Here is a 14,582-nt window from a genome sequence, read left to right as displayed (position 1 = left end):
GTCATGCCTCGCTCCCTGTCAGTGTCTTGAGGTCAAATGCTGTTGTTTCGATGCGGTTGAGGATCGCACCCAGCGGCTTTCGCAAAAGGGCGGATCGTGTGGCGTCGAGCGCGAAAGGCGGCTCTTCGGCGGCGAGATGGGTCGATTGCGCGAGCTCCATCTGAATGGCATGCACGCCGGTTTCCGGGCGGCCATAGTGGCGGGTGGTCCAGCCGCCCTTGAAGCGGCCGTTGAGAATGCTGCTGTAACCTTCGGCACTGGCAGTGATTTCAGCTGTCGCCTTCTCGATTTCGGGCGCGCAGGTCTTGCCCATGTCGGTGCCGATGTTGAGATCCGGCAACTTGCCTTCGAACAGGAACGGGATGTGCGAGCGGATCGAGTGGCAATCATAAAGCACGACCACACCATGGATCGCTTTCACCCGCTCGATCTCGGCGGCAAGGGCCGCGTGATAGGGCGCATGGAACGCCTGGAGACGTTCGGCGATATCGGCTTCGGTCGGCGCTTCTCCGTCCTTCCAGATCGGCTTGCCGTCGAAATCCGTTTCCGGGATCAGGCCGGTCGTGTTCTGGCCGGGGTAGAGGCTGACGCCTTCGGGATCCCGGTTGGCGTCGATCACGTAGCGGTGGAAGGTGGCGCGAACAACGGTCACTTCCGGCAGAAGACCATCATAGAGCCGGTGGATATGCCAATCGGTATCGGCGAGGATACGGCCGTTGTCGTTCAGCCGATCCCAGACCGCCGCCGGCACGTCGGTGCCGGTATGCGGAAAGCCGAGGATGACCGGCGAGTTGCCTTTTCTGACTTCGACGACAGCCATCTCAAGCCTCCAGGCTTGGCAGGATGCCGGCGGAGACGGAGGCGTTCAGACGGCCCGAGGCGATGAGGTCGCCGGCGGCCTTGAGGTCGTTGGCCATGTAGCGATCCTCTTCGATCGTCGGGGACACGGCGCGAAGGGCGGCGGCGGCCTTCTGCAATTCGGGGCTGGTGGCGAGCGGGGCGCGGAATTCGACGCCCTGGACGGCGGTTAGTGCTTCGATGCCGACGATCGAGAACAGGTTTTCGGTCATCTGCAGCAGGCGGCGCGCGCCGTGGCAGGCCATGGAAACGTGGTCTTCCTGGTTGGCCGAAGTCGGTGTCGAGTCGACCGAGGCCGGATGCGAGAGCTGCTTGTTCTCGGACATCAGGGCCGCCGAGGTGACTTCGGCGATCATCAGACCGGAGTTCAGCCCCGGCTTCTTGGCGAGGAAGGCCGGCAGACCGTAGGAAAGGGCAGGGTCAACGAGCAGCGCGATACGGCGCTGCGAGATCGCGCCGATCTCGCAGACGGCAAGGGCGATCTGGTCGGCGGCAAAGGCAACCGGCTCGGCGTGGAAGTTGCCGCCGGAGACGACGGAATTGTCCGAAAGAACCAGCGGGTTGTCGGTGACGGCGTTGGCTTCGGTCTCAAGCACGCGGGCGACCGAGCGCAGCAGATCGAGGCAGGCGCCATCGACCTGCGGCTGGCAGCGGATGCAGTAGGGATCCTGCACGCGCTCGTCGCCCTCGATGTGGCTTTCGCGGATTGCCGAACCTGCAAGCAGCGCACGGAGAGACGCGGCCGTGTCGATCTGGCCGCGATGACCGCGCAACGTATGGATATCCGGATGGAAGGGCGCGGACGAACCCATGGCCGCGTCCGTCGACATGGCGCCGGTGATGAGTGCTGCTTGCGCGGCACGGTGGGCGCGGAAGAGGCCGGCGAGCGCCAGCGCCGTCGAGGTCTGGGTGCCGTTGATCAGCGCGAGGCCTTCCTTGGCGGCAAGCACCACCGGCTTGAGGCCGGCGGCGGACAGCGCTTCGGCGCCGGACAGGCGGCGGCCCTCGAAGTAAGCTTCGCCGTGACCCATCATGACGGCGGCCATATGGGCGAGTGGCGCGAGGTCGCCGGAGGCGCCGACGGAACCCTTTTCGGGGATAACGGGGATGACGCCCTTTTCGAGCATCGCCTCGATCAGGCGCACCAGTTCGAGGCGCACACCGGAGGCGCCTCGGCCGAGCGAGACGAGCTTCAGCGACAGGATCAGGCGAACGACGTTTTCGGCCAACGGCTCGCCGACGCCGCAGCAGTGCGACAGGATCAGGTTGCGCTGCAGCGTTGCGACATCGGCGCTGTCGATCTTGATCGAGGCGAGTTTGCCGAAGCCGGTGTTGATGCCGTAGACCGGGGCGTTGCCGGCGACGATTTCGGCAATGCGACGCGCGGCCTTGTCGATGCCGGCATCAAAAGACGGATCGAGGCGTGCCGGCTCGCCGGTCCAGTAGATGGTTTCGAGGTCGCGGAGGGGCACGGAGCCCGGGTGTAGAGTGATGGTCATTGACCGGTCCTTTGCCCTCTAAAGATGCATTCATGAAGCGGATTGAAGCCGATGCGGTAGACGAGTTCGGCCGGATCCTCGATGTTCCAGATTGCCAGATCGGCGGACTTGCCGACTTCGACCGTGCCGGTTTCGGCCAGCAGGCCAAGCGCGCGGGCGGCTTCGCGCGTTGCACCGGCAAGGCATTCGGCCACCGTTAGCCGGAAGAACGTCGCCGACATGTTCATCGTGAGAAGCAGCGAGGTCAGCGGCGAGGTACCGGGATTGCAGTCGGTGGCGATCGCGATCCGCGCGCCGGCGTCACGCAAAGCCTGGACCGGCGGCAGCCGCTCTTCGCGCAGCGCATAGAAGGCGCCCGGCAAGAGCACGGCGACCGTGCCTGACTTCGCAAGAGCTGCAGCACCTTCTGCGTCGAGATATTCCAGGTGGTCGGCCGAGAGCGCGCCGTAAGAGGCCGCGAGCTTTGCGCCGCCAAGGTTGGAGAGCTGTTCTGCGTGCAGCTTGACCGGCAGGCCGAGTGCCTTGGCGCGGTCGAAGACGCGGGCGATCTCGGCGGTCGAAAAGGCAATGCCCTCGCAGAAACCGTCGACCGCATCGACCAGGCCCTCGGCGTGGGCGGCGTCGAGCCCAGGCAGCACGACCTCGGTGATGTAGTCGCCGTTGCGGCCTTTGTAGTCCGCAGGCGTTGCGTGTGCGGCGAGATAGCTCGTGACAACGCGCACCGGCCGCAGCGTTTCGAGCTTGCGGGCGGCGCGCAGCATGTTGAGCTCGGCCGTGACGTTGAGGCCGTAGCCGGATTTGATTTCGACGGTCGAGGCGCCCTCGGCAAGAAGCGTATCGAGGCGCGGCAGGGCGCTTTCGACAAGCTGATCGACGGTCAGCGCATTGGTCGCCTTGACCGAGGAAACGATGCCGCCGCCGGCGCGGGCAATTTCTTCATAGGTGGCGCCTTCGAGGCGCATCTGGAATTCGCGGGCGCGGTTGCCGCCATGAACGAGATGGGTGTGGCAGTCGATAAGGGCGGGCGTCATTACGCGGCCCTGGCAGTCCGTCGTTTCGAGGCTGCGTGCGAGTTCGGCGGGCAGCCCGTTCTCCGGCCCGGCATAGGCGATCCGCCCATCGACGACCGCCACGGCCGCATTCTCGACGAGGCCAAGACCGTCAACGGATTCGCCAAGCGTCACGAGACGCACATTGCGCCAAATGCCGGATGCTGGCTTGCGGGTCGAGAATTCGTTCATCAGGTCGCCTCCACTGGATATAATGTATATACATATTAGTTTGCTCCACAAGGGGAAATTTATGGAGCCTGCGGAAAAGGAAAGGGCGATCGGCCGAGTGAAGCGGAGCGGGAGCTTTGAGAAAATGGCCGTAGAACTCTGATTTCGCTGGAATTTCTTCTCGCGGGTTCGTCATCACGGCAGGTAAAAAGAAAAGGCTCCGAACCCTGAGGTTCGGAGCCTTCGCCTGTCCTTGGAATGGAGATCGCGATGCGTGCCCCCGACTCGCAAGCCTGCCGGGCCGCGAACGTGGGTCACGCTAAACCGCGTGATCCGCCTTTGCGCGCAGCCGTTCGACCACCTCTACGAAGCGGTTTCCGGCAATGTCGAGGCGCCCGCTGTTGTCGATGACGCTGACATCGGGGCCTGAGGTGACGTCAGGCGCCTGGCGGCTGAGGCGTCGCAAAACTTCCTCTTCACTCTCCCGACCGCGCTCGGCAAGTCGTTTTGCAAGCACTGGCGTCTCGGCTGTAACAACGACGACGGCGATCTCGCCGAAGGCTTCGCGGAACGCCGGCAGGGCACCGCGGCTGCCATTGACGATCGCCGTCATGCCGTCCCTGACATTCCTGAGCACGACGGCGGGGATGCCGTATTTCAGCCCATGCGCATCCCAGAAGACGGCGAAGGCGCCATCCTTCTGCATCTCGACGAACTCGTCTTCCGACACGCTTTCATGCACTTCACTACCGGCATCCGACGGACGGGTGATGACCCGGCGGACGAAATGCACGTCGTGACAATCGGCAAAGTGCCGGGCGGCAAAGCCCATGACGCTGTCCTTGCCGGCGCCGCTCGGCCCGACGACGACGACGAGCGCGCCGCCCTTTTCGGTCGCGCTCATGCGACACGCCGTCCTTCGCGCCAGACGGAGCGCACGACCGGGATGCCTTCCTTGCGGTGCACGCGGGCGATATCGGCGCGAAGGCCAACGGCGATGCGGCCGCGGTCATCGAGACCGACGGTGCGCGCCGGCGTCGACGTCACCATGGCGATTGCCTTTGGCAGGTCGACGGCGTCGAGTTCGTCGGAGAGCACGAAGGGGGCGTGGATCAGGCTGAATGGCACATAGTCCGACGACAGCACGTCGAGCACGCCGCGCTCGGCGAGATCGCGGGCGGCGATGTTGCCGGAGTGCGACTTGCCGCGCACGATGTTCGGCGCACCCATCAACACGCTCAGCCCCGCGCGGTGCGACGCCTCGGCGGCCTCGAAGCTCGTCGGGAACTCCGCAAGCTTGATACCGAAGCCGATCGATTCTTCGACGTGGTCGACGGTCGCGTCGTCATGGCTGGCAATGGTGATGCCGCGGGCCGCACACGCCTCGGCGAGCGCGGTGCGGTGCGGACCGGCATACTTTGCCGACAATGCCTGCTGCCGCTCGACGAAGCGCGCGAATTCCTCGTCCGAGAAGCCGCGCTTGGCTTTGTAGTAGAGCGTGTACTGGTCCATCGTCTGGAACTGCCGCTGACCCGGCGCATGGTCCATCAGCGAGACGAGCTTGACCTGCGGGTCGTTCTGGAAGTCCTCGTAGTGATCGAGCACGTCGGAGGTCGAGACCTCGCAGCGCAGGTGGATCAGGTGATCGGCGCGAAGGCGACCCTCTTCCTTGGCCTGGGCCAGCGCGTCGGCCATGCTGCGCATTTCGCCCTTCTGGAAGCCGCCGTCCTCGTCGGAGCCGAGACGCAGGCAGTCGAAGACCGTGGTGATGCCGGAGGTGACCACTTGGGCGTCATGGGCCTGGATCGCTGCGATTTTCAGCCAGCGCACGCCCGGGCGCGGCGAGTAATGGGCTTCGAGGTGGTCGGTGTGCAGCTCGATGAGGCCGGGGATCAGATAGTCGCCTTCGAAGTCCTCGCCGCTGGCAACCGTGCCCGCGGAGATATCGGCAATCTTGCCGTCGCGGATCAGCACCGAACCATCGAGGATACTATCCTCGAGGACGATGCGGGCGTTGGTCAAAACCTGTTCTTTGCTCATCTCATGCGATCTTTCGTTGGGTGTCGCTGCCGAGCGGCAGCAAGGAGCGGACAGTAAAGGGTGCGCCGCGCTCCGGTTCGACGAAGAGCGCGACTGACGTGACGTGAAGTGGTTTGCCGATATGCTCGGCAAAGGTGGTTTCGAGCGCGGTACGCATCACGCCGCCGGTTTCCGTGGGTACCGGGCCGGTCAAGGTCAGGTGGAACTGGAACTCTTCGAAAACATAGGGATAGCCCCATTCTCTGAGGTAGCGCCTCTGGCGCTCAGGCAGGCTGTTTGGCTTGCGGCGGGCAAAGTCGGCGTCCGACAGCGGCGCACGGAACGGGTCGAAGCGGTGAACGGCGTCTTCGGCCAAATCCTGCAGGTCGGCGCAAGGCGCGGACGGCACGAGAGCGAAGAACGGACCCAACTGATGCAGCACGATCTCGGGGATCTCGAACGGGTCGAGGTCGGCGGCAAAGCACTCGAAAATACTGAGAAGCTCGTCTTCGTCCCGGCCTTCGGCAAGTTCGAAAGGCGCCTTCAGTGTGCCGTGAAAACCGTAGCGCCGCGGGTCGGCCGTCAGTGCGCGTTGCGTCTCTTCGTCAATCCCGGCGATCGTCGGAAGCGTGAGGTCTTCGCCGGTAAAGGCATCGCGCCCCAGCCAACGGGACGCGACCTGCGACAGCCGGCTGTCCGCTGGCGGCGCGAAATAGATGGCATAACGCACGGTTTTCACTTTCTTGTAGCGACCGGCCCGCCAGGGCGGCGGGTCGATTGTTTGCGGGATGCGATGCGCAGCTAGCCGATTTCCATGACAACATCATGATGGCGGACACGCAAATGCTTGGCTGTCGTCAATGTGCCTTGCTGCCCATCAGGCGCGAACGGCACGCGTTCGAGATGCTGTCGAAAATAAAGACAACCAGCAAGATCAGAAGCACCATATAGGCGACATTTTCCCAATCGGAATTGGTACGCATCGCTTCCCAGAGTTTCAGGCCGATGCCGCCGGCGCCGACGGCGCCGATGATCGTTGCCGAACGGGTGTTCGATTCCCAGAAATAAAGCGCCTGGCTGGCAAAGACCGGCAACACCTGCGGAAGCACGCCGAAGCGTTGCACCGTAAGCGGCGTCGCCCCGACCGACTTCACGCCTTCGCGCTGCTTGTCGTCGATGTTTTCCAGCGCTTCGGAGTAGAGCTTTCCGAGTGTGCCGGTGTCGGTGAAGAAGATCGCCGAGATACCGGCAAGCGGTCCGGGGCCGAAGGCGCGGGTGAAAAACAGTGCCCAGATGAACATGTCCACCGACCGCAGGAAGTCGAAAAAGCGCTTGACCACCTGGTTGGTCAGGAAGCTCGGGGTGATGTTGCGGGCGGCCAGGAAGCAGAGCGGGAAGGCGATCAGCGACGCAAAGAGCGTGCCGACGAAGGCCATGACGACGGTCTGTAGCAGCTTCGTCCAGACGTCGAGATGCTGCCACTCGGCATTATAGAGGATGTTGTTCCAGGCAAGCGACAGGTTGGAACGGGCCGGATCGATGCGCTCGCCTGATGTGATGAGCGAGGCGACTTCCCCATAGCTTTTTCCGAAGAAGGGCGAGTTGGTGTCGAACAGGAAGTTCGCCCAGCCGAAGAAGCGGTTTCGGACGGAAACCTCGTCGCCTTCGACTTCCGCCCAGCCGGTGGCACCGAAGGCAAGCACGATCTTTTCGCCGGGCCGCTTCTGTGTTGCCCAGGCGGGCAATACGCCCTGCGGCCGCACCGTGTCGGCGCCGTCGACGGCCATGACAAGCGTGTCGCCGCCATGGGTCGCCTTCACCAGGCCATCGGCGATCTCGATCCTGGTCGAGCGGTTGTAGGTGACGACGACGCGCGTCAGGACTTCTTCCGTCCGTGTTTCGACACGGCTCTGCGTTTCCGTGGCGGTGGGGCCGCCGAGCGCGGAACCGGGGGCCATGAAGCTGAAGGACGAGCTAGACTTCGGCTTTGCCACCTGCGCGGTGGCGGCCGGTATTTCGACCTGGCGCGTCACCGTCTGCCTGTCGAGTTCCACCCAATCCGGATTGGGATTGGGCCCGAGCGGCGAATTGCGCTGATAGTTGAGGCGCATCGTCCGGTCGGGGGCGACGTGGATTTCCGGGCGCACCTCATAGGAAACCCAGTCGGCGAGGTAGGTGCCGGCGATGCCCCAGTTGGCATTGCCGAGCACGTGGCCGATCGAGAAGAACCACCAGCTGAAGATGAGGTAGACGACGACGCCACCGGCGGTGGCCGCGGTGCGCACACGCCTGGAGGTCGAGGATTTCAGGAGCTCGGGATGGCGGCTCGCGATCGCGTCCATTTCCATTGGGTTCAATCGTGTGGTCGTGGTCATGATGCGTACCTACTGGGCAAGCTGGAAGGCCTGCTCGCCAACAAGGCGGCGGCGAAGCCAGGCGGAAAACTGGTCGACGGCAAAAATGGTCGCAAACAGCAGGAGGACGATCGCTAGGGTCTTGGCCTGGTGTCCCTGGCCGATCGAAAGGCGGAGAAGCTCGCCAATGCCGCCGCCACCGACGGCGCCGATGATGGTCGAGGCGCGTACGTTGATCTCGAGGCGCAGCAGGAAGTAGCTGGCGAAGTTGGGCAGAACCTGCGGCACCATGCCGAACCAGACGCGCTCGATCCAGTTGCCGCCGGCAGCCCGCAGGCCCTCGTCCGGCTTCATATCGGCGTTTTCGACCACTTCATAGAAGAGCTTGCCGAGCGCGCCGATCGTGTGGATCGAGACGGCGGCAATCGCCGGAATGGGGCCGAGCGAGAGGATCGCGAGGAAAAAGCCGGCGATCACCACCTCCGGAAAGGCGCGAAGAACTTCCATGATGCGGCGAACGATGCCGCGGATCCACGGATTGGGCATCAGGTTGCGCGCGGCAAGGAAGCAGAGCACGAAGCCGAAGGCCGTGCCGATCACCGTCGAGAAGATCGCGATGTTCACGGTCTCCAGCATCTTGTGCACGTATTCGGGGATGTAGAAGCTCTCGGTCAGGTACAGCCGGCCCTCGGGGTAGTTGTACTTGAAGCTGCCGTCATCATAGGGCGAGGGCAGGTCGAACATGGCGCGGAAAATCTCCAGCCCGTCGCGCGGTGCGAGATCGCCGACGAAATCGAAGAAATGCGGCAAACGGTCGAAGAACTTGCCGGCATTGGAATCGTTGGCGAACCAGAGCGAACCCGACAGCGCCAGGAGGAGAACGCCGAAGCCGAGCCAGGAGTAGAGCCGGCGGCGGGAACTGAGTTCCTGCCAGTGACGCTCGATGACGGCGCCGTTGTCGCTCAGATGTCGCGGGAGCAGGGAAGTTGCCATGACCGTTCCGGCTTTCGCCGGCCTCTAGAGCATTTCCAGGAAATTTGCGAAGCGGCTTTCCGTCCCGGAAATGCGTGAAAACAATGCGACGGAGGATGCGAAAGCACCCCTTCAAACAGTGAAACGCTGGCCGTTTGGGCGGCCAGCGTTCCCGAGTGGTGCGGGTCTATCAGCCGCCGATCGTCGCCTTGCGGGCGTCGATGATCGGCTTGTAGAAGTCCGCGTTGACTTCGGTGAAGCCGGTGAAGTCGCCGCCCTGGATGGCCGAGAAGCAAGCGGCGTCGGTCTTCGGCAGGTCGAGCATGAACTGCTTGAACTTGGCCTTCATGTCGTCGTTCATCGTGGAGCGCACGACGATCGGGCCGTTCGGGATCAGCGGCGACTTCCAGAGCTCGACCAGGTCGTTCATGTCGAGGATGCCCTTGTCGACCATCTTCTTCAGGTTGCCCGAGGTGTAGCCGTCCTTGAATTCGCCGACGCCCGAACCGAAGGTCGTGCCGGCATCGAAGGTGCCCTTGACGACTTCGAGAACGAGGTTCTCGTGACCACCGCCGAAGCCGGTTTCACCGAAGAATTCCTTGACCGGCGCGCCGATCGATTCCGGCAGCGTGACGAGCGGGACGAGATAGCCGGAAGTCGAGTCCGGATCAGCAAAACCGAGCTTCTTGCCCTTCAGGTCTTCGAGCTTGGTGATGCCGGAATCCTTGCGGGCAACCATGATCGAGTGGTAGCCGGTCGAGCCGTCGGTCTGGACGGTCGTCAGGATCGGCTCGACGGCGTCGGCCTTGGCGAGATAGATCTTGGCAAAGCCGGAAGCGCCGAGTTCGGCGTAGTCGAGCGTGCCGCCAAGCAGGCCCTGGATGACGCCGTCATAGTCGGCGGCCGGGAACAGCGAAACCTTTTCGACGCCGATGGCAGCCGGCAGCTTGTCGACGATGCACTGGAAATTGCGCAGGCGGTCGGCTTCGTTTTCGCCGCCGATAATGCCGACGCGGAATTCCTTGAGGTCTTCAGCCTGGGCGTGGCCGACGAGGGCGAGGAGCGCGACGGCGCCCAGAAGAGCTTTCTTCAGCATAAGGTTCTCCCGTGTCCGGCTTGGCCGGATCCTATTGGGTTTCAAAGAGGTGCCCTTGACGCGGGCTTTCGATCATGGCGGGCGTCAGATGCCGGCCAATGCCAGCGGCTTGAGGCCGGCCGATGCCTTTTCTTCCTGCGGCACTGCCGCCGGAATGTTGATGCTGGTGGAGGTCATCGATTCCTCGATGCCCGTGTCGGCGCCGTAGATCTCGGCAACGGCTGCCGCCGTCAGATCCTTGGGTTGGCCGTCGAAGACGACGCGGCCATGCGCCATGCCGATGATGCGTTCGCAATAGTTGCGCGCGGTGTCGAGCGTGTGGAGGTTGGTGATGACCGTGATGCCGTCGCGCTCGTTGATGTCGCGCAGCGCATCCATGACGATCTTGGCGTTCAGCGGGTCGAGCGAGGCGATCGGCTCGTCGGCAAGCAGAACCTTCGGCTGCTGCATCAGTGCGCGGGCGATCGCGACGCGCTGCTGCTGGCCGCCGGAAAGCGTGCCGGCCGGCTGAAGGGCGGTCTGTTCGATGCCGAGGCGCTCAAGTGCGCCGATCGCCATGATGCGTTCTTCGCGGGTAAACATGTTGAGGATGCTCAAGACGGTCGAGCGGTGGTTGAGGCGCCCGAGCAGCACGTTGGTGAGCACGTCGAGGCGCGGCACCAGGTTGAACTGCTGGAAGATCATCGCGCAGTCGCGCTGCCAGGTGCGGAGGGCAGCACCCCGAAGCGACGAGACTTCGGCGCCGTCGAAGACGATCGAGCCGGACGACAGATCGACGAGGCGGTTGATCATACGCAGAAGCGTCGACTTACCGGCGCCGGAACGGCCGATCACGCCGACCATCTGCCCTTGCGGGATGTCGAAGGTAACCGAACTCACGGCTGTCTTCTTGCCGAACTGGCGGGCTACATTCTTCAACTGAAACATGTCTAGCAGGTCCTCTTTCGGGGAGACCGGTCATCGGTATGACCCTGCCATATCGCCGCTTCATGAAGCCGGAATGTCAGTTTGTTGTAAGTTCTGTTACAGTTCACAGCCCCGCATGTTTGGTTAACCAAATTTGAATGCCGGCGCGCAGGCGCCTGCACTCCCATCAACTTTCAGGGGGAGTTCGCATCAACGTCGAGCGAATACCTGCGGTCGGCGGCGCAGGACCGGTGAGGGGCGCTAGTTCTGCGGACCGGGGTCCAGCGTCGCGCCGGGAATGTAGAGTGCAATCGGCCGGATTTCGTAGATCGCGCTCGGATTGGAGCGGCGCAATTCGCGCGCGGCGTCAACGGCGGCGTCGATGGCCGGGAAGTCGACGACGTAGAGGCCGAGCAATTGCTCCTTGGTTTCGGCGAAGGGGCCATCGGTGACGATGCCTTCGCCGTTGCCCCTTAGCGTCACGGCACCTTCGGCGGGTCCGAGCCGGGCGGCCGGGCCAAAGGCCTTCTGCTGGACGAACCGGTCATGAACCTGAAGCAGGTCGGTCATCAGCGCTTCGTCCTCCTCCTCGGTCCAGGATTCGACGACGCCTGCTGTGTGGTAGGCCAAGATTGCGTAATACATGAACCGTCCTCCCGCGTGTATTCCTGTCAGGTTTTGCCGGCCGCATCAACGGCTCGTCGCGCGGACCGCATCACCGGGCGTGCCGCCGGAGAGGGGCGCCTGTTCATCCGATCAGCCCCAGGCCGTCGCCGCCCATCGACAGGCCTGCCGGGCGATCCGCGAACTGCGTGTGAGTTCGCCGCGGGTCGCCGCATCGCGGGCCCTCCAGACGAGGCCGCGCGCGAGCGAGCGGGCAACGTCGCGCCCCGACGGATATCGGCGGCTGAGTGCGCGCAGGCCCTCATCGATCGCGGCGTTGCCGAAGACCTCGTCGCAATCGTATTTCGATCCCGTTGCGCGCCGCAGGATGCGCTTCTCCTGACCAGTCAGCGCGATGGGGCTTTGCTCCATCGCGTGTCCGAAGTCGGTGATCGCCACGTCCCAGCGCTTCTTGCGGGCCATGATGGCGCCGCGCTGGAGAAGGGCTCGGCGTCGCTCTTCGGCGTTCTCGATCCGCCGCGTGGGCAAATAGTCCGCCAGCGGCAGTGTCTGGTGCAGGCGGTCGAAGATGAGGGCGTCGTTGCTGATCCAGTTTTGATTTCGGCGATGTGCCTGGAAGCGGCTTGCCGCCGGTCCTCTGTCGCCGTCGTGCAAACGCTGGTGAAAGATGATGTTGCGGGTCGACGTCGCCCTGCCGAGAAGCGACAGCCGGATCAGCATGTCATAGTCGACGGATCGGGGCAGCGCTTCGTCGAAGGGGCCCGCCGCTTCGTAAAGCCGGCGGCGCACGAGCATGCCTGGCTGATGGACGAAAAAGTCTTCCAGCGTGGCGATCAGGAATTCGGCCGGCGGGCAGTCGGTCCAGTAGCCGGTGTCGAGGAAACGGGCAGGGGTGTCCAGCTCGTGCTGAAAGCGGACGTAGCGCCCATAAGCGATGTCGGCTGACGGATCCGCCTCGAAGACCTGCAGGAGGTCGGCGAGACCGGTCGGACAGACGATGTCGTCATCGTCGACGATCCAGACATATTGGCCAGTGCTCTGTTGCAAGCCGGCATTGAGGGCGCGTGCCTTGCCGGCATTTTCCTGGTTGAGGACGCTGATGCTGTCACCGTATCGGGACAGCACATCCATGGTCTCATCGGTCGAACCGTCAACGACGACGACGATCTCGTCATCCCCCGCGATCTGCGGCAGCAGCGCGTCGATTGAAGCCGGCAGAAACTGCGCGCGATTGTAGGTCGGAACGATGATCGACACGCGGGCGCCGTTGCGAGATTCTTTCGACAATTTCATACTTTATGCTCCTCCTCGATCGCTGCCTCCCCTGCAGCGCATTCGCTCGATGAACCGGGCATCACCCGGAAAACGTGCACAACCATGACGCTTGAAACGTCCACAAAAAGGCGGCCTGCCCTCAATTTCGACAACAAGGCAAAATCTATCGTGAGATGGAAAGCAGGCTTGCTTCGGCTAGCTTGCGAGCCGAACGACGGAAGGCAGACCTATTGAGCCGTGCAGTAAAACTGACCGGGCAAGCCATCTGGGCGTCATTGGGCCAACTGGCGCAGGCGTTGCTTGCAACCATCAGCACCATCATCCTGGCACGAATTCTTGGCGCCGAGACCTATGGTGTGTTCGCGCTCGGATTGCTGATCGTCGGCTTCGCCGAGATCTTCGTTGGTGGTCATGCCGCCGACATCGTGGTGCAGAAACCGGATGTCACAGCCGGCCATCGCAATGCCGCCTTCGTCGCGCTGAGCGTGATTTCGGTTTTCTCGGCTGTCGTGATCTGGGCGGGCGGGGCCGCTGCGGCGGACTTCTTCGAGGCGCCGCAGCTGCAGGCGCCGCTTCTTGCGATGGCGGTTCTGCCCGTTCTCACCGGGCTTGCGAGCGTTCCCAACCAGATGCTCGTGCGGCGGCTGCAATTCAATGATCTCGCCCGCATCGGGGCGGTCAGCGGAACCCTGGCCGTTCTTGTTGGCGTGCTCCTGGCCTTCTCGGGCGCCGGCATCTGGAGCCTTGTTATCATGGAGATCGCGCGGCGCGCGATGAACCTCGCGATGCTCTTTCCGGCAGCGTGCTGGCGGCCCGAACTCGGCTTTCAGCGGCAGGAACTCGTCGATGTCCTGCGCTTTGCATCGCGCCGGGTCGAAAACAACGGACTGACCTACATCTCGCAGAACGCGCTGCCGCGGCTCTTCATCGGCCAATGGCTAGGCACCGAAGCGCTCGGCCTGTTTGCGGTCGCCCGTCGGCTGCTCGACCAGTTGCACAACATTCTGAGCGGTCCCGTTGCGGCAGTCGCCTTTCCCGCCGCCGCGCAGCTGCAGCACGACCGGGAGCGCCTTGCCCGGCTGATCGCGACATCCGTGCGGCTGACGACCTGGATGTTCTGGCCGGTCGTGCTCGGGGTGGCGATGGTCGCCCCGGTCCTCGTGCCGCTGGCGTTCGGCGACGGATGGGCCGGCGCGATCCCCGTGCTTCAAATCCTTGCGCTTGGAACCCTGCGCGCGCCGGTCTCGAGCTTCAACACGGCGGTGCTGGTCGCGTTCGGCCGCATGGGGTCCGTATCCTTCATTTCCGTTCTGTCGATTGTTCTGTGCGCGGCCTTCCTCGCGGTCGGCGTCCAATATGGTCTCGTTGGCGTTGCCGCCGCGCTGTCGCTCCGGCAATGGGCGCTCTGGCCGGTCGGCGCGATGCAGGTCTATCGCGTCTCCGGGCTGCATCCCCTCGGCCAGTTGCGCATGCTTTTCATTGCAGCGCTTCCGTCCTTGATCATGGCCGGCTCCGTCTGGTTTGCCAGCGAGACCATTCATGGCTTGCAGCCGGTGCCGTTGCTCTGCTCACTGGTTGCGATCGGCGTGATCGTCTACGGGCTGGCCTGGGCCGCCTTCAATCCGCGGCAGACGATCCTGTTGCTCAAGGCCATGTTCGATGTGGTTCGTGGCGACTGGGCTTCGGCGAAATCACGCATCCCGCTGATCCTCGGAACGATTGCCGACCCGCAGGCATCGCGCAACGGCTGATCCAATCG

The 14,582-nt window shown here is 63.6% G+C and carries 13 protein-coding genes; 1 reads left to right on the top strand and 12 read right to left on the bottom strand.

Going from position 1 to position 14,582, the window contains the following annotated elements:
- Position 1 precedes the first annotated feature (1 nt).
- The 12 genes from hutG to OKW20_RS27545 all read right to left on the bottom strand — a co-directional run bounded on the left by hutG (position 2) and on the right by OKW20_RS27545 (position 12,841).
- The gene (gene hutG / locus OKW20_RS27600) at positions 2–820 is read right to left on the bottom strand and encodes an N-formylglutamate deformylase (RefSeq protein WP_429177346.1); all 819 of its coding nucleotides are present in this window, start codon (positions 818–820) and stop codon (positions 2–4) included.
- A 1-nt stretch (position 821) separates the two neighbouring features.
- Positions 822–2,357 (bottom strand): histidine ammonia-lyase, encoded by a 1,536-nt coding sequence (hutH, locus tag OKW20_RS27595; protein WP_429177344.1) that lies wholly within the window; start codon positions 2,355–2,357, stop codon positions 822–824.
- Positions 2,354–3,598 carry an imidazolonepropionase gene (hutI, locus tag OKW20_RS27590; RefSeq protein WP_429177342.1) on the bottom strand — a complete coding sequence of 415 codons (1,245 nt, stop codon included), beginning with the start codon at positions 3,596–3,598 and terminating at the stop codon, positions 2,354–2,356. Before hutI ends, hutH begins: the two co-directional genes overlap by 4 nt.
- Positions 3,599–3,896: 298 nt before the next feature.
- A complete protein-coding gene (gene phnN, locus OKW20_RS27585) occupies positions 3,897–4,481 on the bottom strand; it encodes a phosphonate metabolism protein/1,5-bisphosphokinase (PRPP-forming) PhnN (RefSeq protein ID WP_043613441.1) in 585 nt (194 codons plus the stop codon).
- Positions 4,478–5,617 carry an alpha-D-ribose 1-methylphosphonate 5-triphosphate diphosphatase gene (locus tag OKW20_RS27580; RefSeq protein WP_205236633.1) on the bottom strand — a complete coding sequence of 380 codons (1,140 nt, stop codon included), beginning with the start codon at positions 5,615–5,617 and terminating at the stop codon, positions 4,478–4,480. Before OKW20_RS27580 ends, phnN begins: the two co-directional genes overlap by 4 nt.
- A gap of 1 nt (position 5,618) precedes the next feature.
- Positions 5,619–6,326, bottom strand: coding sequence for a DUF1045 domain-containing protein (locus OKW20_RS27575; RefSeq protein WP_429177340.1), 708 nt, complete (start codon positions 6,324–6,326; stop codon positions 5,619–5,621).
- Between the two features lie 127 nt (positions 6,327–6,453).
- On the bottom strand, positions 6,454–7,971 hold the full coding sequence (gene phnE, locus OKW20_RS27570) for a phosphonate ABC transporter, permease protein PhnE (RefSeq protein ID WP_429177338.1): 1,518 nt from the start codon (positions 7,969–7,971) through the stop codon (positions 6,454–6,456).
- A gap of 9 nt (positions 7,972–7,980) precedes the next feature.
- On the bottom strand, positions 7,981–8,943 hold the full coding sequence (gene phnE / locus OKW20_RS27565) for a phosphonate ABC transporter, permease protein PhnE (RefSeq protein WP_205236631.1): 963 nt from the start codon (positions 8,941–8,943) through the stop codon (positions 7,981–7,983).
- A gap of 169 nt (positions 8,944–9,112) precedes the next feature.
- Positions 9,113–10,018: a phosphonate ABC transporter substrate-binding protein gene (gene phnD, locus OKW20_RS27560; RefSeq protein ID WP_043613432.1), complete on the bottom strand. Its 906-nt coding sequence runs from the start codon at positions 10,016–10,018 to the stop codon at positions 9,113–9,115.
- Between the two features lie 84 nt (positions 10,019–10,102).
- A complete protein-coding gene (phnC, locus tag OKW20_RS27555) occupies positions 10,103–10,945 on the bottom strand; it encodes a phosphonate ABC transporter ATP-binding protein (protein ID WP_429177335.1) in 843 nt (280 codons plus the stop codon).
- Positions 10,946–11,185: 240 nt separating this feature from the next.
- The gene (locus OKW20_RS27550) at positions 11,186–11,569 is read right to left on the bottom strand and encodes a YciI family protein (protein ID WP_043613427.1); all 384 of its coding nucleotides are present in this window, start codon (positions 11,567–11,569) and stop codon (positions 11,186–11,188) included.
- 111 nt (positions 11,570–11,680) lie between these two features.
- Entirely contained in the window at positions 11,681–12,841 is a 1,161-nt protein-coding gene (locus tag OKW20_RS27545) for a glycosyltransferase family 2 protein (RefSeq protein WP_429177333.1), read from the bottom strand.
- A gap of 212 nt (positions 12,842–13,053) precedes the next feature.
- Between OKW20_RS27545 and OKW20_RS27540 the strand changes: the two genes are divergently transcribed.
- Entirely contained in the window at positions 13,054–14,574 is a 1,521-nt protein-coding gene (locus OKW20_RS27540) for an oligosaccharide flippase family protein (protein ID WP_429177331.1), read from the top strand.
- The last annotated feature ends 8 nt before the right edge of the window (positions 14,575–14,582 follow it).

The organism is Ensifer sp. LBL, from assembly GCF_050435225.1.
Classification (GTDB): domain Bacteria; phylum Pseudomonadota; class Alphaproteobacteria; order Rhizobiales; family Rhizobiaceae; genus Ensifer.
Note: the sequence above shows the minus strand (reverse complement) of the source record. Positions and strands in the feature narration are given on the sequence as shown.